Genomic DNA, 21,655 nt, shown 5'->3' with positions numbered 1-21,655 from the left:
GCCCGGCATTGAGAAACATCTCCCACGGGGAGAAGGTAAGGGCAGCAGGGGGGATGGTCGGCATGAGCGATGTATCTCCAGAAAACAGCGAGCGAGAACCGACAGAACTCAAGGGGGCGTTGTTGGCGGCGCTTTATGGTTGATATTGCAAAAATACGCAACTAAGAGTCATTCGCATATTTGCCATCCAAGATTGAGAAGAGTCAAATCATGTTGATCCATGTCCCGCATATTCTGACCCCCGAGGAGGTCGCTTATTGCCGCCAGAAGCTGGAGGCAGGCCAATGGGTCGATGGTAAGGTTACAGCGGGCGATCAGTCAGCCAAGGCAAAAGTCAATTTGCAAATTCCGCAGGAAAGTGCCGTGGCAAAAGAATTGGGAACAATGATTTTACATGCTTTGGCAAGAAGCGACATTTTTACCAGTGCCGCCTTGCCTCTGCGCGTGTTTCCACCACTTTTTAACCGGTATGATGAGGGTATGGAATTTGAATACCATGTCGATAACAGTATTCGCCCGGATCCGGAAACGGGTTTTCGTATTCGGACTGATGTTTCATCCACACTGTTTTTGAGTGATCCAGAGAGTTACGATGGTGGGGAACTTGTTATTCGGGATACTTATGGTGTGCATACCGTCAAGTTCCCGGCGGGTGATCTGGTTCTTTACCCATCTACGAGCCTGCATAAAGTTAATTGTGTTACGCGTGGTAGCCGGTGGGCATCGTTTTTCTGGACTCAGTCTATGGTAAAAGATGATGCATACCGCACGATTCTTTACGAACTTGACCAGTCCATCCGAAGCGTTCGCCAGACAATGCCGGATACGTCTTCCGCAGTGCTGGGTCTTACGTCCACATATCATAATCTTGTCCGCAGATGGGCAGAACTGTGACGTATAAACAACACTGCATTGCATTTTTTGGGATGCTGATAAATTCAAGTTGCGAATGATAGTCATTACCATAATAAGGGCACGGTTTGTAATGCGTTGAGCATCAATGTGGGATCGCAAGCATCCTTCAGGAGAATATGATGAAACGGTATGACCGTCCTTTTTCCCCAAAAATTCGTGTGGGCGCAGCTGTTGTTATGGGGCTGTCGGCTGGTATGGGCTATGCCGAAAGTGAAGCAGAGGCACAGGATACCAAAAACGACCCCGCCGTGACGGACACAAACATCAGGCTTCCGGCGGTGCGGGTAAGTGGTGAGAGCAAAGCCGCTTCTGAAATACCCAATACCAACGAGATCAAGCTCGATATTGGTCGTATGCCGACCTCCGTGCAGGATACACCGCAGGTCATCAATGTTGTTCCGCAGGAAATTATCAAGCAGCAACGGCTTTATACGCTGGATCAGGCTCTGGCCAATGTGCCGGGTATTACACTATCCACAGGTGAAGGGCGTGGCGGGCTGAATGGCGACCAGTTCCGTATTCGTGGCCAGCAGGCCAGAGGCGATATTTATACTGACGGACTAAAGGATTTTGGCACCTACACACGCGACATTTTTGATATTGAGAATGTTGAGGTTATTAAAGGACCTGCCGGTGAGTATTTTGGTGCCGCAAATCTTGGTGGGCTGATCAACGAAACTCTGAAAAAAGCGCATGATGGCAAATCATATAGCTACGATCAGGCTTTTGGTAATGCTGACATGTATCGCGGTCAGGCGGATGTAAACTACCAGTTTAACAGAGACATCGCTCTGCGTATTAACGGCATGTATAACCGTGCGGGTACGCCAGGGCGGGATTATGTTTATTCCAACCGTTATGGTGCTGCTGCTGACCTGGGGGTTGGGTTGCATAGCAACACGACATGGCACCTTAACTGGCGCTGGCTCCATACAGACAGTATGCCAGATTACGGCGTGGGTATGATTAAAACGGCGAGCGGGATTTATCGCCCCATTACCAGCGAAGGTCTGGCGCGCGATACCACCTACGCCCGGAGTGCCGACAGGGATAATTCCGATATTCATAGCCTGACGTCATCGTTGAAGTCCAAAATATCGTCATGGTTCACGTTAAGTAACAATACCCGTTTGACCAAATATGAACGCAATTATTCCGCAACTACGCCTGCCGCCTGTAGCACCGCTGATTGTATAAGCCAGTTTATGAGTGGTGGTAACCCGTTGTTATCTTACGGGGCGGGTGGGGGTACGGCCTACCTTTCCAAAGGGTGGGGCGCTGAGAATGTGCTTATGGGAAATGCGCATTTTAATACATGGCGCTTCAAAAATGATCTGAAGTTTGGCGTGGACATCAATTATCAGGATGAAAACCGCTATATTGGCACATGGCATGGACGGTCTAATAACCAGACAATCCGTAACCCGTCGCATTCTTCCAACGGGGCTTATCTGACCTTCCCCAATGCCAATATGTCCAATGCCGACCAGCGGGATGTGGGGCTCTTTTTGTCCGACCATATCCAGTTAACAAAGCAGCTTTCGCTTTTTGGAGCTGTCAGGTGGGATGCGTTCCAGTCCACTTTTGCTGGTTATCAGCTTTCAAGCACTCTTGTGCCACGCCAAAAACAGAATGCAGACCGGTGGAGCCCATCGGGGAGCATTATGTATAAAGCCATGGATAATTCGTCTTTCTACTTCACGTTCTCACGGTCGTATAAACCTATTGGGACCGATGTTTCTTCTCAGGTGACAATTCTGGCGAGTGACACGCCGCAAAATGGTGCGGACTTCAAGCCCCAGCGGAGTGATCTGTATGAATTCGGGAACAAGACGGACTTTTTCCATAAACGTCTGGGGATGGGTGTTGCATTTTTCCAGATCAATCAGAACAACTCCTACTATTATGATGAAAGTGGAGATGTTGTGAATGGTTTTAGCGATTCAGGTGTAGGGTTGCGCACCCGTGGTGTGGAACTGAACCTGAGTGGTAAAATTACCAAAAACTGGGATATTTACGGTGCATATTCCTGGATGGATGGAAAAATAAGGAACCGCGCCCAGTATAATGGTAATCAGGCTCCCGGTGTTTCGCATAACAACTTTTCTATATGGTCATCGTATGATCTGACAGATCATTTCTTTAACCCTGAAACCGGACACCTTAAAATTGCTGGTGGTGCACAATATGCATCGGGTTACTGGGCAAACGGAGATTTTAGCAATGTTGCCCGTATTCCTTATCAGTTTTCGCTCAATGGGATGATCTCGTGGGAAACAAAACATTACCGTTTCTCGTTTAATGCGAACAATATTACCGACCACCTCAACTATGCTTCCTCGTTTAGTTCCAGCCGTGCCGTGCCGGGTCCAGGACGTTCCTTTATTGGAAACATGGGTCTTACCTTCTAATGACCACAAAAAATCTGGTGGGAGCTTTATGCTCCCCCAGTCCAGACCCTGATGGCCCGGAAGTGCAGTTGCTTATTGGGCAAATGTATTTGAATAAAGGGCGGTTTGCGCAGGCTTTTGGCATGTTTGCCGTGGCTGCGCAAAGTGGGCAGGCGCAAGCTTTGACAATGCTTGGCCGTGCCTATGAACAGGGTTGGGGGGTAAAGCGCAGTGTGGCTCAGGCTGTAAAATATTTTATGGCAGCAGCCGAACAGGGTGATGGCTGGGCCTGTTTTAATCTCGGTGATCTTTACCTGTCGGGTGATGGTCTGGAGGAAAACCCGGAACTGGCATTCCAATACTACGTGCAGGCTGCCTGCAAAGGTGTAAGTAAAGCCTTGAATATGTTGGGCACCCTTTGCGAAAACGGTATGCTCACAGCACAACCAGACAAGGCGCAGGCCCGTCTTTATTTTAAAGCCGGTGCGGAAGCTCAGGATTGCTGGGCTGCTTTTAATATGGGACGCCTTGCTTTGGAGGAGGAAGATTACGTGAGTGCGGCGCAATGGTTTGAGCGCTCTCTTCCTCATGGGTTTCCCGATTACTGGCGCACCGTGGAGCTTTTTTTGCGCGTCATACCTATGTCAGTTTTTCAGGTCATTGCGGATAAAGCACAAAAACTGCTTTTTGCCGCCACACGAAGCAGGCAATATCCGCTTGATCAAATTGGACTGAATACGTCCCTGTAAGGGCCATCTTATCATCAAAGGCTGTTTAACAATGTCTACCCAGATCTCGGCATCAAAGGTTACGGCTTCTCCCAAGCCTCGTTCGTCCAAGCCCTTTGCAAAATTTATGAATAAATATGGAACTCCGTTAACAACAATTTTCTTTCTTATTTCTACAATAACGGGTGTTGCATTATTTTTTCATTGGGGGCCGAGTTCTTTTCACCCTATGCACGAATGGCTGAGCATGGTGCTGCTGCTGGCTTTTGTGCTGCATTTAATTAAAAACTGGACACCACTGGTCAATTATGGTCGCCGTGGATTGTTGTATATTCCATTGTTGATTGGCATTGTGGCCAGCGCCTATTTTTTTATTCAGCCAGCAGGGAGTAAGGTTGGCGGCAGGCAGGTTGCCATGCGTTTGATTGGCGTGGTGAGCAAAGCTCCTCTTGGACAACTTGCGCCGCTGTGCGGAACGGATGAACAGGGCCTTCTGGCACGCCTGCGTGCACAAAAACTAACCGTAGAATCTGCTACAGAAACGGTTGAACAAATATCCAAAGAGAATGACCGCACCCCAAATGAAGTGATTATGGCTTTAATGTCTGGTGAAAATGCCAAGTCTGAGCACGGACATGGAAAGCATTAACTGGGTTTTATTGTTGATCCCGAAAGCATCTTGCGGGATGGGATGGCTTTGTAATGGGAGTGGAAGGGGGCTTGCGTACCCTTTCCTGTTGAATAAATAACTTTTTCAACCCCAAGGTTGGCGGTCAATACGCCTTGCGCCTCTTCTTTCCTGCGTCAACGCCTGTCTGGCTGGATAACATGCACGCTCTCCTCTTGGCACACGCTCTTTTCATTGCTTGATGCGTGGATCGGGTAGGTCTGGAGCAGGGTGTCATGGTATGGCATGGGCATGATTGTTTTTTGCTGGAAGAGGGTAGGTATTGTACATGCGTAAACACTGGCAGCTTTTTGTTGTTGGCTGCATGGTCGCTGCCTGCTCCATGCCCGCTCTGGCACAGGATAATGAAGAGGACGGAGACTATAAGGCGTTAATGCAAAAAACAACCAATAACGCGAACGGTATATGTATAGATTATCTTAATTCCGAACATGGTGATTATTCGGGTGATAAAATGATAGAATCACGCCCACCGGATGAAATAACCAAAGGTCTTTCCAAAGCTATTCGGGATGAATGCCAGAAGCACCCCAAGGAGCGGGTGGATAAAGCCGTTTCCAATGTTAAAACAGCTTATGCACACGAGTTGGCTCAAATTGTGAAGAGCATGAAAATTCAGGAAGACCCCATGTACACCAATGGCGGATCATAGACCGGGATAGGCATAACCTCTCTTCCCCGCAGTGTGGAGCGAGGAAGAGCCTGAATCTGTTTAAATATGTGTGAAAACCGTTTTTTCCGGTAGGCGGGATTTAGGGAGCTTGGCGTTAAAATCCGCATCCGAATGGTAGCCCAAAGCAACAATAACGGCGGGTGACAGGTCTTTTTGCGCCAGATCCAGTTCCTTGGTCAGAATGGCAGCGTCAAAGCCTTCCATTGGGGTTGCATCCACGCCAAGCAGAGCCGCAGACAGGAGCAGAAAACCTTGTGCAATATAAGTCTGCTTTTGTGTCCATGTAGGCACATCTCCGGCCTGTTCGTGTAGGCCTACAAAACCGGAACGTCCTTTATGTGCGGTGGTGCGGGCATTGTCGTCGGCATAGCGACCGTCGGCCTGTTCCTGATCTGCAAGAGTTTGCAGGTATTCGGCAGGGAGCGTGTTGCGGCTGCTCAGCACAATAACATGGGATGCATCCATAACTCTGGAAGCATTGAACGCAAATGGACCACTGGTTGCCTTGGCAATCCGGGCTTTGCCCGCATCATCATCTGCAACAAAAAAATGCCATGGCTGGGAATTAACGGATGAAGGGCTGAAGCGCAGGGATTCCAGTAATTGCGCTACCAGCGGAGCCGGTATTTTGCGATTTTTGTCGTATGCTTTGGTGGTGTGGCGGTGGTGGAGGATGTTCAGAAGGTCCATGAGAAAAATCCTACGTTGCCCAATTACATTGCCCTGTGTGTTGAGCAGAGTGTCTCAGGTTGCTGGTTCTGTTGTAATCTGTGGTGCCACGCCACGCAGGTCAACAGCCAGTTCCGTGGCAAAATGGATCAGGTTATGGCATGGAACAGGCCAGCTTATCTGTTTGCTTGCGCGAACCTTGTGTTTTTACCCGATAACAATGCGGTCCCGTCCATTTTTTTTGGCTTGGTAGAGTGCGGTATCAGCCTTACGGATAATGGCGGATGTGTCGGTGCTCAGGGATTTGTCCCACATTGCAATCCCGAACGACATGGTGGTTTTGCCTAATGGCTGGCCGTTGTAATACAAATCCAGTTTGGACAGGGTGTTACGCAGGTTTTCTACCCGTGGGATGAGCGTGTCCAAAGGGTGGGACGTTGTGATGATCAAAAATTCCTCTCCCCCGTAACGGCAGACAATATCGTTGCTCCGAAAGGAGTTCTGAATTTCGCTGGCAATGGTGCGCAAAACCATGTCGCCCGCGTCGTGGCCAAATTCATCATTAATATGCTTGAAATGATCAATATCAGCCATAATCAGGCCAAGAGTTGTATTGTTTTTGCTGGCCATGGAGAGTTCTGTATTCAGGGTCTCTTCCATATAACGGCGGTTGTACAGGCCGGTCAGCGGGTCGTGGATTGTTTGTTCGCGCAGGTCTTTTTGCAGGTTCTGGTTAACCAGAGCAGAGGCAATGTTTTCTACCAGAGCCACAAGGCGGAAGCGGTTTTCTTCCTCCACGTTGCTTTGCAGGTATAAAAGCCCCACGACCTCCCCGCTCGCAAACAGGGGTTCGCAGTGGTAGGCGTTTACGTCGCTTGCAACATGCTGGCACACAACATCCCCCCCAGGGGCGGAAACAGAGTGGCTTTGCCCCAGCCGCAAAGCCCAGCAGGCATTGGGGAGCAGGGAGTCACAGCCCACTGGGGGCGTGCCCCACTGTGCAATGCGTTCAAGCTGATTGTTGATGTGGTTATGTGTGTAGAGTGCACCGGGAATACCGGGGAGCACACGCGGCACAAAAGCGCAGATAATGGCCGAAAGCTCAGAACTGGTCCGGGCCGCTTGCAGGCGATGGGCCATTTCCCCCAGCAGTTCCATGGCTTCATTGTTGCGTTTGAGTTCAGCGTTGGCTTTGAGCAGCTTGTCGTCGCTTGCTTCCTGTGCCTGCATGGCGGCATCCAGCCGGGCCGCCATGGTGTTGTAGCCTTGGGCAAGCATGTCAAACTCGGTGCAGCCCATATGGTCATCCACGCGCACCGTGCGGTTGCCATTACCAAAGTCGGACATGGCGCGTGCAATCTGGCGCACGGACCTGCGCATTCCGTTCAGCACGACATAAAGCAGGCCGTTAATCAGGATAACAATAATCAGACAGCCACCAATGACCAGTTTTCTGTTCCAGCTCACATGGGCTTTTGCCGTGGCCTCGCGGGCAATAAGGAGTTCTTGCTCTGTTTGCCGGATTTCGTCTGCTTTTTGGACAATAATCGCCATGTCCACACGGCCTTGCCCCAGCACAACCCGGGATCTGGCCTCTTCAAAGCGACCTTGGCGGGCAAGGGTAATCTGCTTTGTCAGGGTATCAATACGCTGGTTGGTGGCGATCTGTAGGCTCTGGGCGCGTTCGTGCTGGATTGGATTGTCCTGCACAAGCTGTTCCAGAAGGTTGACCTTGGCGAGAGCCGAGGCAACGCGGTCATCAAAATCCTTGGCGAAGGAGGCGTCCGTAGTGAGCAGAAAGCCCCGTTCTTCTGCCTGTGCTTCCCGCAGGTCGGACAGTGTTTCTGATACGATTTCTGTAATTTTCTGCTTATGGGAGTTCCACTCAAAGCTCGCGATCATGCTGTTGGATGCAGAGAGCAGCAATCCGGACAGGCAGATCAGGTTAATGCTAACAATGGAGCCAACAAAAACGATCCGGGACGTAAGGGAGTGGAGCAAAGTAATCTCTTTAAAATATAAAATTTTTCCCCAAAATACAGAATGTAATGAAAGGTATCAATTCTGTTTTTTGTGAATTTGCAATAAGGTTCTGTGAATAAACACATGATTTAAGTGATTATTAAAGAGCAGATAAAGCAAAAACGAATATGTAACGCCCTCTCAGCAGGGTGGGAGTTGCGCAAGGCAGGGGCAGGCTGCTTCCATAGGTTCCCGTCAGGTAGGCATCTGTTTGGTCACGGATGTGTAATTGATATTAAGTCGCATATGCGGTATTGGGGCTGCATTGTTCTTCTCCCAGAGTTTTCAGCTTATGCGGTCCAACGCACTTACCCTGTCGCAACTGCTTATTTCCCAGCGTTCGTTGTTTGTCCGTATGGTCAGGAAGATTGTCGGCAGCCGGCCAGAGGCGGAAGATGTGGTGCAGGGGCTCTGGATCAAGTTGCAGGGGGTGGGGGAGGAGCGTTCCATAGATAACCCTCAGCCTTACCTTGTTCGCCTTGCCATTAATTCTGCCAAAACACATAAAATGAAAGCTGCACGCCACAGTCAGGCGCAACAGGATGCGCAGGAGCTCCTGCACGGAAGCGTGGAACATTTTTCCCCCGAAAGGGTGAGCATAGGGCGTGAGAACATTCAGTATATGGAAGAGGTCATTAAGGCTCTGCCAGAACGCACGAGGTACATTCTGTTCCTTAATAGAATTCAGGGTGTATCGCAGCAGCGTATTGCTGCGAAGCTGGGTATTTCCACCACATCGGTCGAGCGGCATATGCGCCGCGCACTGGATGTTATTGCCATGAACAGGCATATGGACCCTTCCTGAGCAGAAAAGTCGTGATAAAGCAGTATTTTGTATAAATATATGCTGCGTAGAGTGTGCGTTTTTATTAAGCATAGGTCGGTTACGTGCCCGTTTTGAGTTCTCAGTCACCAACGCGTATTAAAGCCAGGGAGTGGATTATTGTGCTGGCCTCTGGCCATGCCACACCCGAAAATATTGCAGATATCAAGGTCTGGCTGGCACAGGCACCGGCACACCGGCAGGCGTTTGAGGCTGAACGGCAGCTTTGGCAGGGGTTGCAGAGGTTCGAGCAGGTTTTGTCCGGTCATGGTGCACAGTCTGAGGTGACACCTGTTGTGCCCCGCAGGAGCAGAAAAAAACGCTGGGCTTTGATGGTGCCTGTTGCGGTGGCCATGGGGGTAACGCTTTGTTTCCTGCCCGATATTCTGTTGCGGTTGCGGGCGGATTACCAGACTTTTAATGGGCAGGTAGCGACCTACACATTGCCCGATGGAACGCGCTTGATGCTGGATGCGCAGTCTGCCGTTGCCCTGCATTACACCAAGAATGAGCGCAGGGTCGAACTGTTGGCTGGCCGTTTGTGGGTGGCGGTGCAACATCAGGATACACGGCCATTCAGGGTGGCTGCGGTCGATGGTGTGACGCAGGATGTAGGGACTGCTTTTTTTGTGGGGCGCGAAAACGAGCAGGTGGATATTGCCGTAACCGAGGGCCATGTGTTTGTTGGTAAGCAGAACGCTGCGGACCGCACAGACCTGCTGGTTGGGCAGGCGGCCCATTACCGACAGGGAGGCGCGGTTGTGCGCGACCCCCCGGTGGACCCGGAGGATGTGGCCGCGTGGCGCTATGGTGAGTTGATCATCCACAACAAAACGGTGGCGGAAGCCCTGCAACTTGTGGCGCGGTATCGCCACGGTTCCACATGGGTGTGGGCCAATACAACTGGCATGGACCGGGTGGATGCCGTGCTACGGAACGATCATCCGGATGATGCAATTCTGTCCCTCATCAATGGGCGGGGCTTAAAGCTGACCCATCTGCCCGGTAATGGGTTGGTTATTACATCTGCCGGGCACTGATTTTTTTTGCGCGCAGGGGGTGGGTAAAATCCTGCGCGGTGAGTCTTAGTCTGTATGCAGGGAGTTGCGAATGCATCTCACTGTCGGTTCTGGCCTTTTTGCCAAAGCTCGATGGTTGTTTGTCAGGTGAAAGATGCATCAGATTTTGGGTCGCCGTTTTAAAAAATTATCTGTTGGCTGGTACGCTCTGGGGGGGCTTTTGTGTGCTTCAACGGCAATTATGCCCGTTTGTGCGCAAACGCCTTCTGTATCCGGGGGGGAGGTGCATACATTTACTATTGCGCCGCAGCCTTTGGCCACCGCTTTGCGCCAGTTTTCCCGTCAGTCCGGTATTCAGGTTTCCGTGCCAACATCCCTGGCGCACAATCTGGTGTCTCCGGGGGTGTCCGGGCATTTGAGCGCGCAGGATGCGTTGGGTAAAATGCTGGCTGGCACGGGTTTGAGCTTCCGCAGTACGGCACCTACGTCTGTTGCTCTTGTGCAGGGGGCGGCAACTCCGCAGGGTGTGGCCGCCACAGCGCAGGGCGAAAAAGTGGATGTGGTGGGGCGTGCACGGACTGCCAGCACCATGGCATCCTCCGGCACCAAAACAAACACGCCTTTGGTTAATACGGCACAATCCATTACCGTTATAAGTCGGCACGAAATGGATAATCGTGGCGTATTAAGTCTTAATCAGGCAATCCGTTATATGGCCGGGGTGCTGCCAGACCAACGTGGGGCGACTGCCACCCGTTATGACCTGTTTACCCTGCGCGGTTTTACCGTTCCCACCTTTTTGGATGGTCTGAAGGAACAAAGTAGCCCCAATGGCTACGCAACCGCCCAGACCGATACTTCCCGCCTTGACCGCATAGAGGTGCTTAAAGGTCCATCTTCCGCCCTGTATGGGCAGTCCAGCCCCGGTGGGCTGGTTGCTCTTTCCAGCAAGCTGCCAACGGAAGATAAGTTTTATGGAGGGCTTACAGCTACCGGCGGAAGTTTTGACCTGTACCGTGTGGATGGTGATGTTGGCGGGTGGGCAACCAAGGACGGTTTTGTGCGCTACCGGCTGTATGGCACGGTCAACGGCTCGCATAGCCAGCTCAGTCAGACGGTCAACCGGCGCTATAGCATTAGTCCGGCCATAACAATTGGTGGCGATGGCCCCACAACCCTAACATTGCTGGGTAATTACCAGTATGACCCCAAAAACGCCTCTTACGGCTCTGTGCCCTTGGTGGGGTCGCTTAAAAAAGCTGATTTTGGCTACATCAAGCAGAATTTTTACGATGGGGATCGCTCCTACGAGGAGTTCGATCGCAACCATGGTTCCATAACCTATATTTTCAAGCATGATTTTAATAAGGACTGGAGCGTTGCATCGCGCGGTCGGTATGATGATGTGCGGACAAAATATAAGAGCGTCTATGGTTACGGCATTTATCAGGACGCATCCTACAACCGGGATATGGCTATGGAGCAGCTCGGCAATTTTAGCCGGGGTGTAGGTTTTGCCAACGAGCGGATGCAGAATCTGGCCTTTGACAGTCAGGTTAAGGGGCGGTTTGATACATCCATCCTTCACCATCAGCTCATGGTTGGATTTGATTACCAGCAAAGCCATGCCACCGAACTGGATGGGTGGGGGAGTGCACCCTCCATTAACGTGCTGCACCCGGTATATGGGCAGAAGATCACCGCGCCTGCGGCATCGAGCAATTATATTACCAACCAGCATCAGGTCGGGCTTTACGCGCAGGATCAGATCCGGATTCAAAACCTCTATCTCACCGGGAGCCTGCGGAACGACTGGTACCGTAGCGAGCAGACCGAGCGTATGAGCAACTCGGTCACGCACCAGAACCCCGAACAGATTACCTTCCGTGCATCTGGTCTGTATCATTTTAATTTTGGACTATCTCCTTACATTTCATATGCAACATCGTTTGCGCCGCAGGCTGGTGTGGTATCCAGCGATGGTGTGCATATGCGTCAGGCTGATCCAAGCATGGGCAAGCAGCTTGAGGGCGGATTTAAATACCAGATTCCCTCCCTGCCAGTCCTGCTTTCTGCCGCAGGTTTCCATATTGAGCAGACAGGTGTTCTGGTGGCTGTGCCGAACTCCAGCTACTCCACTCAAAGTGGCAAAGTACATTCCGACGGCTTTGAATTTGAAGCCCATGTGGAAGCTTACAAAGGGCTGGATGTTACGGCTGCCATAAGCACCCAGCGTGTGCATGATGATTCAACGGGCCACCCTCTTATTGGAGCCAATAGGGGAAATGCCTCGTTGTTTGCGTTTTATACCATGCAGTCAGGCCGCCTGAAGGGCTTTGGTTTTGGCGGTGGTGTGCGCCATGTTGCCTCATCTTACGGGGGTACGGCATCCTACGGGTCAGTAACCGTACCGTCCTATACGTTGTTCGATGGGTCCATCAGTTACGATATGGCCAATCTGGGGCATTCGTTTAAAGGGTGGAAGTTGCAGGCGAGTGTGCGCAACCTGTTTAACAAACGTTATGTGGCAAGCTGTTATGGTTACGCACCGTATGACGAATGGTGCTGGTACGGGGAGCGGCGTAACGCACAGGCCAGCATTGGCTATAGCTGGTAAAAGACAGGCCCGCGCGCCGGGTCGGTGGCGCGCGGAACCCCATGGTCCATACCGGAGTTAAAGGCAGGCATCCGACCGACCACAATAGTGCCGCAAATATAGTAAAACTTCGGATGGAAAAGCCCTACGTGGCTTGGGTTCAAAAGGAACAGATCAGGTGAACACAAAGCTCCTTGTTGCCGTTATGCTGAATGGTTGTTTGCTGCTGGGGTCTTCTGCTCATGCGCAGGGCATAGGGCAGGGTGGCCCGGGTGGCGGTCCCGGTGGGCAGGGGCCAGGAGGTCATGCGGCCATGCACAATCCGCCTCCCCCCGGTGGTCCGGGCCGTGGCGGTATGCGTGGTGGCCGTGGCGGTCCGGGTCATGATTCTGATCATTATGACATGAACCGGCGCTGGCAACGCGGCGACCGGTACGATGGCCCGGTAAACAGCCGCTGGTATGTGAATGACTGGCGCAGCCATAGTGGGCTGTATGCTCCACCGCCGGGTTACCGCTGGATGCAGTATGGTAACCAGTTCCTCCTGACCAGCATTGCCAGCGGCGTTATTGCGGGCGTGGTGGGAGGGGTTATTTCCTCCGGTATGGCGCGTTAATCCATATGGGGCCGGGGGGATATGTCTCCGGTCCCGTTAACCCATTGGTTTGTGCTTTATCCACAGATTCTGAGGATGCTTGCGTGGGTAAGCCTGTGGATTAAGCGCGGATAAACAAATGGTTGCAATCTTGTCTTCCACTTGGTAGGCATCGCCCCGTCCTTGGGGAGTAGTTACCCTCAGTTATGAGGGGCCTTCATCAACAAGCTTGGCTTACGGGCCATGGTGAAGGCAGCGTTTTGCATAAAACGCCAGGCAAGACCAACGGCAGTGGATACCCCAAGTGTGGCCGGGGGATTCCGTCTGCTGTTTGTGTTTCTTGCGGCCCGTGGAATTCTTATGACCGGTATTTTCACGCTGGGTGTCCTTGGCCTCAGCCTGTCTGTCGATGCCTTTGCCGCAGCTGTTGGCAAGGGGGCAGTCGAACAGAACGCCCGTTTGAACGATGCGGTGCGTATTGGCGCTGTTTTTGGTTTTTTTGAAGCCATAACTCCGGTTATCGGTTGGGTTCTTGGGCTGGCGCTCAGCACATGGATTGCCGCAGTTGACCATTGGATTGCCTTTGGCCTGTTGCTGGCTATTGGTGGCAATATGATCCGCCTTGCCTTTAAAGAGGAGGAGCCTGCTCCGGAGCCGGTGATTGCAAATACCCCCCATGCCCGTGGTGGCGTGCTGGGTTTGGTGGCAACCGCGTTGGCAACCAGCATAGATGCAACAGCCGTGGGCGTGAGTCTTGGCGTTATGCAGGTCAATATTGTTGCGGCCTGTCTGGTTATTGGTGGCATAACCACTGTTGTCGCAACTTTTGGCGTTATTATTGGGCGGCACGCCAGCGAATGGATTGGACGGTATGCCGAAATTGTAGGGGGCATAGCTCTGATCGGTATTGGCTGTTCCATTCTGTATACGCACCTGACGGCACCATAAGAAAAACAGGCAGGAGCAGGGCAGGCCGCCATGGTCGTTCTGCTCCTGCGATCATTTTGTGAGGAATGCTGCCGGAACCAGAACCGGGACATTTTTTTGGCATGGAATTGTTATGTTATAATATAACGTATATAGCATGGGAATGTGATTGTAATAGTTAAGGTTCCTCCCCCCCATGCCCGCCAGATTGCCTGTTACCGTCCTGTCCGGTTTTCTTGGTGCCGGAAAAACAACGCTGCTCAACCATATTCTCAACAACCGTACTGGCCGCAAGGTCGCGGTTATTGTGAATGATATGAGCGATGTGAACATAGATGCTGATCTGGTGCGCGATGGAAGCGATCTATCCCGCACGGATGAAAAGCTGGTGGAAATGAGCAATGGCTGCATCTGCTGCACATTGCGCGATGACCTGTTGCAGGAAGTACGGCGGTTGGCAGAGGCAGGGCGGTTTGATTACCTGCTTATAGAATCAACTGGCATAGCAGAACCGTTACCGGTGGCCGCCACGTTTGAGTTCCGGGACGAAGCCGGTAACAGCCTGGCCGATATAGCGCGGCTGGATACAATGGTAACTGTTGTGGATGCGGTTAACCTTCTCAAAGATTACAGCTCAACAGATTTTCTAAAAGATCGTGGAGAAACAGCAGGAGATGAGGATGATCGCGCGCTGGTTTCCTTGCTGGTGGAGCAGATCGAATTTGCAGATGTTGTTGTGTTGAACAAGATTTCCAGCGCAACAGCCGAACAATGTGTGGCGGCGCGCCAGATTATTAAAAGCCTTAACCCGGATGCCGCTATTATAGAAACTGACCATGCGGTTGTACCGCTGGAAAGCGTGCTGGATACGCATCGGTTTGATTACGAAAAAGCCCATAAAAATCCGTTGTGGTACAAAGAGCTTTACGGTTTTTCCAATCATGTTCCCGAAACCGAGGAATATGGGATCAGGAGTTTTGTATTCAGGGCGCGACGGCCCTTTATTCCTGAAAAATTCAAGGCATTTATAGACCACGCCTGGCCGGGGGTTGTGCGGAGCAAAGGTTATTTCTGGCTTGCAACGCGTCCCATGTGGGTGGGGGAACTTGGGCAGGCGGGCGCGCTGGTCCGGACCGAGGCCGCAGGGTATTGGTGGGTGCATATTCCTTCCGAGCATTGGCCGGATAACAAGGAATGGCAGGATATGCTGGTAGAAAAATGGGACCGGGTTTACGGGGACCGCCGGCAGGAGATGGTGTTTATTGGCACGGCAGATATGGACGAGGCCGCCATTCGTGCCGCTTTGAACGCTTGCCTTGTGCCCGAGACTGAAAGCACGCGTTTTGACCCGGAGCAATTTGCTCATCTCCCCGATCCGTTCCCTGTGTGGCGTACGGAGGCGGAAGCGCAATGAGCCCGCTGCCATCCCGCACAAACGAACGCACACTCCGGCACGAAGTCTGGCGACGGTATGATGGGAATGACTGGAACGCCTTTGATTCCCTGCCACCCAGCATACGCCAGCGTGTGGCCCAGCATAGTTATGACGCATGGTCGGTCAATGTGCTGATGCTCTGGCGGCATTACAAACGGAGTTATGGGCGCACGGCACGGGCGGAAAAAGCCCTGATCCGTTATCTGGACTATTGCGAGCGACTGGAGAGGGATGTGTTCGCCACCCGTTATGTGGAGCAGTACGGTATGCCGCTGCCACACTTGGCGGCAGAAGGCACCGTGCAGCGATAAGCCTTGCCATACGACCATGCCAGAGCACGACTCTGGCATAAGTCTTGTGTTTGTTTATCGTAAAAATTAGTATAGAACAAAACAGGAACTTATGGGTGGTCATGGGGGTCGGTATGGCATTGGCAGAACGGATCGTATTTCAGCCATTTTTATGGCAGGGGGCCGTATTGCGGGCGGGCGCGCCTATTGTATGCCCCAGTGTGGAGGATGCGCGCAGACGGGTCGATAAAATTCGCGCCGGTATTCTTCACGTCGCGGGGGCCGTCGTCGTACGCATGGAGGTGGACGAGGAGATCGGCGATTACGGCGAGCCAGAATATCTGGAGCAGATTGGCCATGTGCCGGGTACGGAGGAGGATGCGTAAGGGCATGGGCGTGCGTGGCAAGCCAGTCTGGCATCTGGCCAGCGGGTATGCATGGGTGACAGAGGGGTGATTGCAGGCGCGTAACACTCTGTAGGAAGGCAGGCATGTTCCTGCTAAGGAGAGCGCAGAGAGGTAAGGGCATAAGACCCGACCCGCAGGTTGATCGTAAAGGATAGTGTTTATGGCTGTGCATTATGCCACGGTAACATGGGAACAACTGCATAGGGACGCCCGGGCGCTGGCTGCTGCCCTTGTGCCAAAAATGCCTTTTAAAGGTATTGTCGCCGTGACCCGTGGCGGCCTGATCCCAGCAGCTATTGCAGCAAGGGAACTGGGGTGCCGGTTGATCGAGACAATTTCCGTCGTCACATATGACGAGGAGGAAATGGGCAAACCCCAGATTATCAAATCCCCCGATGCCGCAGGTGATGGGGAAGGGTTTTTGATTATTGATGATCTGGTCGATTCTGGTGTGACCGCCCGTTTTGTGCGCGAACGTCTGCCAAAAGCCTATTTTGCCTGCCTGTATGCCAAACCTGCGGGTAAGGCTTTGACAGACCTGTTTATTACCGAAGTGCCGCAGGATACGTGGGTTCTTTTCCCGTGGGATACGGCTCCGCTGTTTGTTCCGCCACTGGTCAGCAACAAAAAAGAGTGCGCGGAGTAATTTTTTTATCGAAGCAGGGTTGCCAGTTTGGAATTAGGCGCTTAGGTTCCCGCTTGTTCGGGGCGTGGCGCAGCCTGGTAGCGCGCGTGTTTTGGGTACACGAGGCCCCCGGTTCGAGTCCGGGCGCCCCGACCATAAATAAAGCGGGAGGCACATAATGCCAGCGCGTATTTATAAGCAGTCCAAGCCTGCTGGTCAGTCAGGTTTAGCAGGCACCCGTTTGTGGGTGTTTGAATATGGGCAGAATGCTCCGCGTAAACAGGATGCCCTTATGGGGTGGACTGGCAGTGCAGACACCCAATCCCAACTTCGTCTTTTATTTGATACGTGTGAAGCGGCCGAGGCTTATGCCCAGCGTGAGCATATTGCTTACGAAGTGGAAAAGCCAACCGAGCGTCTGCGTCGCCCCAAAGTGTATGCGGATAATTTTGCCTACACACGGGTCCAGAACTGGACGCATTGATTTTTAGTCTCTTTCCCCTTATGCGGTAGGGGCTATAGGCGCCCTTAGCTCAGTTGGATAGAGCAACAGCCTTCTAAGCTGTGGGTCATTGGTTCGAATCCAATAGGGCGCGCCATCCCACTCCCGTCGTATTTGACCTGCCAGCAGTTCTTTGCCTGGCAGTTTTTTTATGTCTGCTGCAAATGGATGGGGACGAGGAAGGACGATAACCGTCTTTCCTCGCAGCTTTGATGTTCAGATAATATAGTCAATCGGCGGGAGTGTCTGGTCCATGTTCAGGGCGGGCATACCTTTGTGGCGTACACCTACTTTGCGGGCTGGATTGCCAACAACGGTGGTAAATGGTGGTACGGGTTCAAGCACAATGGAGCCAGCGCCAATTTTGGCACCTTCTCCAATTTCAATGTTCCCCAGCACCTTCGCGCCAGCGCCAATCAGTACGCCACGGCGTACTTTGGGGTGGCGGTCGCCGCAATGTTTGCCAGTCCCCCCCAGTGTTACATTTTGCAGAATGGACACATCGTCTTCAATAATCGACGTTTCTCCCACCACAATGCCTGTGCCGTGGTCAAACAGAATGCGGCGGCCAAGCTGGGCCGCAGGGTGAATGTCCACGCTGAACAGTTCCGATGCCCGGCTTTGCATGTGCAATGCCAGATGCCGCCGCCCAGAAAGCCAGAGCCAGCGCCCCACCCGGTAAGTCTGCACCGCATGGTAGCCTTTGAAGAACAGGAACGGGGTTACAAAATCCGGGCAGGCGGGGTCGCGCTCGCGGATGGCCAGCAGGTCGGCCGCAGCCGCGCAGACAATATCCGGCTCTGCATCAAAGCTTTCCTTGACCAGTTCGGACAGGGCATCGGCTGCTACGGACCGGTCCCCCAGTTTGCGCCCGATCAGAGCGGCAAGGGCGGAGGCAAAGCTGGAGTGGCTCCGTACGCCTGTTGCCAGCAGCCCCCTTACCAGCGGGTCATTGCAACTGCAGGCTTCCTGCGTCATCTGCCGCCACAGCACGGTCAGTTGTGGTGCGCACAACTGGCTGCTTTCTTCAAAGTGGCTGGAACTGACTGAGCTCACAAGATCGTCCTGCATCCCGGTTTTCTCCGCAATTACAAACCCATGGCGTGCTTTACAAAGGCTTTCCGCAGGGCAGGAAAGCGGTGCACGCCAGCAATACCCAGATCGCGCGCCAGACGGAGGACCGGGTTGTCGTTACTGAACAGTCTGTCCAGCGCATCTGTTGCTGCCAGCATGAGCATATTGGCCGGGCGACACAAGGCCTGATAACGCGCCAGCACAGCAGGGGCGCCGGGGTCTTTGCCCTGAGCGTGGATATCCAGCAGTAGTGTACTCAGGTGGATAATGTCGCGGTAGCCAAGGTTTAGCCCCTGTCCCGCAATGGGGTGAATCCCGTGTGCGGCATCGCCTACCAAAATCATGCGCGTATCGGTGTAGCGGGCGGCATACTGGGCCGAGAGCGGGTAAGTCCAGCGCCGTCCAACCGGGGTGACGCGGCCAAGGCGGGAATTGCCCATGCGGCGTTCAACCTGCCGGGCAAAGGCCTCATCGGGCAGGGCGGCAAAGCGCTCGGCAACGCCGTCTTTATCGCTCCACACAATGGCGGACATATAGGGGTGTTCTTCCGTGCCGGTCATGGGAAGCTGGGCAAACGGTCCTGCGGGCAGGAAGTGTTCCAGCGCACTGTTATCGTGCGGGAATTCGTGGGCAATGGCGCATACAATGGCAGTTTGCCCGTATGGCAGGCGGGTTAGGGGAATGCCTGCCTCTGAGCGCAGGCGGCTCCTGCGGCCATCGGCGGCGACAATCAGCCGGGCGTTAAAGCTGCGGCCATCGAGCAGTTGCACATGTGCGCTTTGGGCTGTGCGCGTAATTTTGGCTTCGGCGGGTGCCAGAACGCTCACGCCCGGCGTGGTTGCCAGGCATTTGTTCAGGGCGACCCGCAGGGCGCGGGCTTCTACCATCCAGCCAAAAGGTTGCGTTGCATCCTCGCGCGTGAATTCCAGAAAAAGGGAGGAAGCAGGCTCACCCGGCCGACCATCTGTGACCAGAATCTCCTCAATCGGGCAGGAGGCAGCTGGGAGCGCATCCCAGACACCTGCGCTTTCCAGATATTCCTTGGGGCCCGCGGCAATGGCATAGGCCCGCCCATCCAGATCGGGGTTTTCCATGGGGGGGAGGGCGGTTTTATCCACCACAGCCACACGCATTCCCCCGCGGGCCAGACGGCACGCCAGAGCAGCCCCAACGGGGCCTGCACCAATAATGCACACGTCCACATCCGCAAGGTGCTGGTGGTGGGCGTTCTCGGCCTTGGCGTCCGGGGAGAGTGCGTGCATGGGGTCTTTATTCCTTAAGTTTCACACTGCTGGCAGGCGGTTGAACCAAAAGCCTGCACAGGCTGTTGAAGATCATGCCCCCTATATGCTCCCTCCTGTGCGGGAAAACCAGCGGTCTTGCCTTGAGGTGCATCAAAGCCCTTTGCAATAGGTGTTTAACTGTGCCAACATCATAACGTCATGGAAATGTTTTGCAGCAGGGAGTTGCAGGCAGTATGAAGCTGGTTACCGCCATTATTAAGCCTTTTAAACTCGATGATGTGCGCGAGGCGCTTGCGCCTTTGGGCGTGCAGGGGATTACGGTCTCTGAAGTCAAAGGCTTTGGCCGTCAGAAGGGGCAGACGGAAATTTACCGTGGGGCTGAATACCGGATCAGCTTTCTGCCCAAAATTAAGGTGGAAGTCGCAGTGAGCGATGGGCTGCTTGATCAGGTTCTGGAAGCTATTCTGGATGCGGCGCATACTGGCAAGATCGGGGATGGCAAGATTTTTGTAAGCGAACTCGAACGCGTCATCCGTATCCGCACGCGTGAGACTGGAGATGCTGCTCTGTAACGGAGCCAGTTTCTTTTTGAGATTTTAGCACTTTAACAGATTTTGGGCGCTGTCAGCGAACGCTTACGTCTATGGCGGTGGCGCAGCTTGGTCGTGCCATGGAGCTGGGCGTGATCTGCCGTGCAGGCACTTATGCTCTGCCAGCTTTGCCACACCTAAACAATCAGAATGCAAATGGTGTGTGGCGGATGGCTCTTCTGACCATTTTGAGGCTTGACGGAGCGGGGGCATGGCTCCATTGCTTCGGTCATGCGAGTAGCTGCCATTCTACTGGCTGCCGGTACCGGTAGCCGCTATGCCGCCACCACAGGCTGTGCCACCCCCAAGCAGTATGTGCTGCTGGCGGGGCAACCTGTTATTCGTCATGCCGCAGAGGCTCTTCTGCCACATGTCACCTCCATACAGCCTGTAGGCGACCCGGCCTCTCTGGCCGAAGCGCTGGATGGTCTGGCCATTCTGCCTCCGGTGCAAGGGGGGGCGACCCGGCAGGCCAGTGTGCGCGCCGGGCTGGAGGCGCTGGACGCCCTGCCATTCGGGCAGAAGCCCGATCTGGTTCTGGTGCACGATGGTGCCAGACCATATGTGACCGGGCAGTTGGTGCGCAATGTTGTGGCCGCTCTGGCGGAGCATCCGGGTGCCATTCCCGCCGTGCCTGTGGCCGATACCCTCAAGCGTGAAAAAGATGGTGTTATTGCGGGTACAGTCCCGCGTGAGCATCTGTTCCGCGCACAGACCCCTCAGGGTTTCCGCTTTGGTCTGTTTTTGGACCTGCACCGTGCAGCGGCTTCGTTCAATGCAACGGACGACGCCAGATTGCTGGAAGAAGCCGGGTTTAGCGTAGCCCTTGTGCCGGGTGACGAAGATAATATCAAACTGACATACGAGGCTGATCTGGTGCGTCTTGAACGGCTGGTTGCGCCCACACTGCTGCCGCGTGTGGGGCTTGGATACGATGTTCATGCCTTTGAGGAAGGGCGTCCGCTGATCATGTGTGGGATCACCATTCCCCATACACATGGCCTTGCCGGACATTCCGATGCCGATGTGGGCATCCATGCCCTGTGTGATGCGATTTATGGCGCACTGGCGGAAGGTGATATTGGTCGCCACTTCCCCCCCAGCCAGAATGAATGGAAGGATGCGGATAGTGCGCGCTTTCTCATCCATGCTGGTCAGCGTATTCGCGAGCGGGGCGGAATGCTGGTCAATGCGGACCTGACGCTGATCTGTGAACGCCCCAAAATTGGCCCGCACGCGCAAGCCATGCGCGAGCGTCTGGCGGCGTTGCTGGAGGTGGATGTGGACCGCATTTCGGTCAAGGCGACAACGTCTGAACGGCTGGGCTTTACCGGGCGGGAAGAAGGCATTGCCTGCACCGCTACCGTTTGCGTTATGGTGCCGTAAGGTTTTTACGACCACACGACGAAAAACATTGCGCAGGGGCGCGTGGAACGGTATTTC

Annotated in this window: 21 protein-coding genes, 2 tRNA genes and 1 riboswitch; of the genes, 19 read left to right on the top strand and 4 right to left on the bottom strand. The window is 53.5% G+C overall.

From position 1 onward, the window contains the following. Positions 1-210: 210 nt before the first annotated feature. From Absy_RS00975 to Absy_RS00955, 5 genes are all read left to right on the top strand, one after another. Positions 211-894, top strand: a complete 684-nt coding sequence (locus tag Absy_RS00975; RefSeq protein ID WP_048852843.1) for a Fe2+-dependent dioxygenase — start codon at positions 211-213, stop codon at positions 892-894. Between the two features lie 140 nt (positions 895-1,034). Further along, complete coding sequence (locus tag Absy_RS00970; RefSeq protein WP_048852842.1) at positions 1,035-3,326, top strand: TonB-dependent receptor; 2,292 nt, start codon at positions 1,035-1,037, stop codon at positions 3,324-3,326. Then, positions 3,326-4,054, top strand: a complete 729-nt coding sequence (locus tag Absy_RS00965; protein ID WP_048852841.1) for a tetratricopeptide repeat protein — start codon at positions 3,326-3,328, stop codon at positions 4,052-4,054. Before Absy_RS00970 ends, Absy_RS00965 begins: the two co-directional genes overlap by 1 nt. Before the next feature lie 31 nt (positions 4,055-4,085). Continuing rightward, positions 4,086-4,682: a DUF4405 domain-containing protein gene (locus Absy_RS00960; protein ID WP_146802572.1), complete on the top strand. Its 597-nt coding sequence runs from the start codon at positions 4,086-4,088 to the stop codon at positions 4,680-4,682. Positions 4,683-5,043: 361 nt separating this feature from the next. Next, on the top strand, positions 5,044-5,373 hold the full coding sequence (locus tag Absy_RS00955; protein ID WP_048852874.1) for a hypothetical protein: 330 nt from the start codon (positions 5,044-5,046) through the stop codon (positions 5,371-5,373). Positions 5,374-5,433: 60 nt separating this feature from the next. Here the strand turns inward: Absy_RS00955 and nfsB are convergent, their stop codons facing one another. Further along, positions 5,434-6,084 carry an oxygen-insensitive NAD(P)H nitroreductase gene (gene nfsB, locus Absy_RS00950; RefSeq protein ID WP_048852839.1) on the bottom strand — a complete coding sequence of 217 codons (651 nt, stop codon included), beginning with the start codon at positions 6,082-6,084 and terminating at the stop codon, positions 5,434-5,436. Positions 6,085-6,270: 186 nt separating this feature from the next. Beyond that, positions 6,271-8,064 (bottom strand): sensor domain-containing diguanylate cyclase, encoded by a 1,794-nt coding sequence (locus tag Absy_RS00945; protein ID WP_084596765.1) that lies wholly within the window; start codon positions 8,062-8,064, stop codon positions 6,271-6,273. 313 nt (positions 8,065-8,377) lie between these two features. Here Absy_RS00945 and Absy_RS00940 point away from each other — a divergent pair, with 313 nt between their 5' ends. The 12 genes from Absy_RS00940 to Absy_RS00885 all read left to right on the top strand — a co-directional run bounded on the left by Absy_RS00940 (position 8,378) and on the right by Absy_RS00885 (position 17,401). Then, positions 8,378-8,890, top strand: a complete 513-nt coding sequence (locus tag Absy_RS00940) for an RNA polymerase sigma factor (protein WP_048852838.1) — start codon at positions 8,378-8,380, stop codon at positions 8,888-8,890. Positions 8,891-8,982: 92 nt separating this feature from the next. After that, complete coding sequence (locus tag Absy_RS00935) at positions 8,983-9,948, top strand: FecR family protein (RefSeq protein ID WP_158319830.1); 966 nt, start codon at positions 8,983-8,985, stop codon at positions 9,946-9,948. Positions 9,949-10,369: 421 nt separating this feature from the next. Continuing rightward, the gene (locus tag Absy_RS00930) at positions 10,370-12,544 is read left to right on the top strand and encodes a TonB-dependent siderophore receptor (protein WP_048852872.1); all 2,175 of its coding nucleotides are present in this window, start codon (positions 10,370-10,372) and stop codon (positions 12,542-12,544) included. A gap of 157 nt (positions 12,545-12,701) precedes the next feature. Further along, on the top strand, positions 12,702-13,139 hold the full coding sequence (locus Absy_RS00925; RefSeq protein ID WP_052945667.1) for an RcnB family protein: 438 nt from the start codon (positions 12,702-12,704) through the stop codon (positions 13,137-13,139). 152 nt (positions 13,140-13,291) lie between these two features. Next, a riboswitch (yybP-ykoY riboswitch) is annotated at positions 13,292-13,392 on the top strand. Positions 13,393-13,409: 17 nt separating this feature from the next. Further along, positions 13,410-14,066, top strand: a complete 657-nt coding sequence (locus Absy_RS00920) for a manganese efflux pump MntP (protein ID WP_456303452.1) — start codon at positions 13,410-13,412, stop codon at positions 14,064-14,066. Positions 14,067-14,241: 175 nt separating this feature from the next. Further along, the gene (zigA, locus tag Absy_RS00915) at positions 14,242-15,459 is read left to right on the top strand and encodes a zinc metallochaperone GTPase ZigA (RefSeq protein ID WP_048852836.1); all 1,218 of its coding nucleotides are present in this window, start codon (positions 14,242-14,244) and stop codon (positions 15,457-15,459) included. Then, a complete protein-coding gene (locus tag Absy_RS00910; protein WP_048852835.1) occupies positions 15,456-15,791 on the top strand; it encodes a DUF6525 family protein in 336 nt (111 codons plus the stop codon). Before zigA ends, Absy_RS00910 begins: the two co-directional genes overlap by 4 nt. A gap of 101 nt (positions 15,792-15,892) precedes the next feature. Beyond that, complete coding sequence (locus tag Absy_RS00905; RefSeq protein ID WP_245614645.1) at positions 15,893-16,156, top strand: hypothetical protein; 264 nt, start codon at positions 15,893-15,895, stop codon at positions 16,154-16,156. Positions 16,157-16,337: 181 nt separating this feature from the next. After that, a complete protein-coding gene (gpt, locus tag Absy_RS00900; RefSeq protein ID WP_048852834.1) occupies positions 16,338-16,823 on the top strand; it encodes a xanthine phosphoribosyltransferase in 486 nt (161 codons plus the stop codon). A 58-nt stretch (positions 16,824-16,881) separates the two neighbouring features. After that, positions 16,882-16,958: transfer RNA gene (locus Absy_RS00895), tRNA-Pro, on the top strand. Positions 16,959-16,980: 22 nt separating this feature from the next. After that, on the top strand, positions 16,981-17,286 hold the full coding sequence (locus Absy_RS00890; RefSeq protein ID WP_048852833.1) for an ETC complex I subunit: 306 nt from the start codon (positions 16,981-16,983) through the stop codon (positions 17,284-17,286). 38 nt (positions 17,287-17,324) lie between these two features. After that, positions 17,325-17,401: transfer RNA gene (locus tag Absy_RS00885), tRNA-Arg, on the top strand. A 119-nt stretch (positions 17,402-17,520) separates the two neighbouring features. On the opposite strand, the gene cysE is transcribed toward Absy_RS00885, so the two are convergent. Continuing rightward, complete coding sequence (cysE, locus tag Absy_RS00880; protein ID WP_048852832.1) at positions 17,521-18,375, bottom strand: serine O-acetyltransferase; 855 nt, start codon at positions 18,373-18,375, stop codon at positions 17,521-17,523. A gap of 17 nt (positions 18,376-18,392) precedes the next feature. Continuing rightward, on the bottom strand, positions 18,393-19,640 hold the full coding sequence (locus Absy_RS00875) for a UbiH/UbiF/VisC/COQ6 family ubiquinone biosynthesis hydroxylase (protein ID WP_048852831.1): 1,248 nt from the start codon (positions 19,638-19,640) through the stop codon (positions 18,393-18,395). A 215-nt stretch (positions 19,641-19,855) separates the two neighbouring features. Between Absy_RS00875 and Absy_RS00870 the strand changes: the two genes are divergently transcribed. After that, on the top strand, positions 19,856-20,194 hold the full coding sequence (locus tag Absy_RS00870; protein WP_048852830.1) for a P-II family nitrogen regulator: 339 nt from the start codon (positions 19,856-19,858) through the stop codon (positions 20,192-20,194). A 249-nt stretch (positions 20,195-20,443) separates the two neighbouring features. Next, positions 20,444-21,598 carry a 2-C-methyl-D-erythritol 2,4-cyclodiphosphate synthase gene (gene ispF, locus Absy_RS00865; protein ID WP_048852829.1) on the top strand — a complete coding sequence of 385 codons (1,155 nt, stop codon included), beginning with the start codon at positions 20,444-20,446 and terminating at the stop codon, positions 21,596-21,598. Positions 21,599-21,655 lie beyond the last annotated feature (57 nt).

This window comes from Acetobacter syzygii (assembly GCF_000964225.1).
GTDB classification, from domain to species: Bacteria; Pseudomonadota; Alphaproteobacteria; order Acetobacterales; family Acetobacteraceae; genus Acetobacter; species Acetobacter syzygii.
This window is presented reverse-complemented; position numbering and strand designations above follow the sequence as displayed.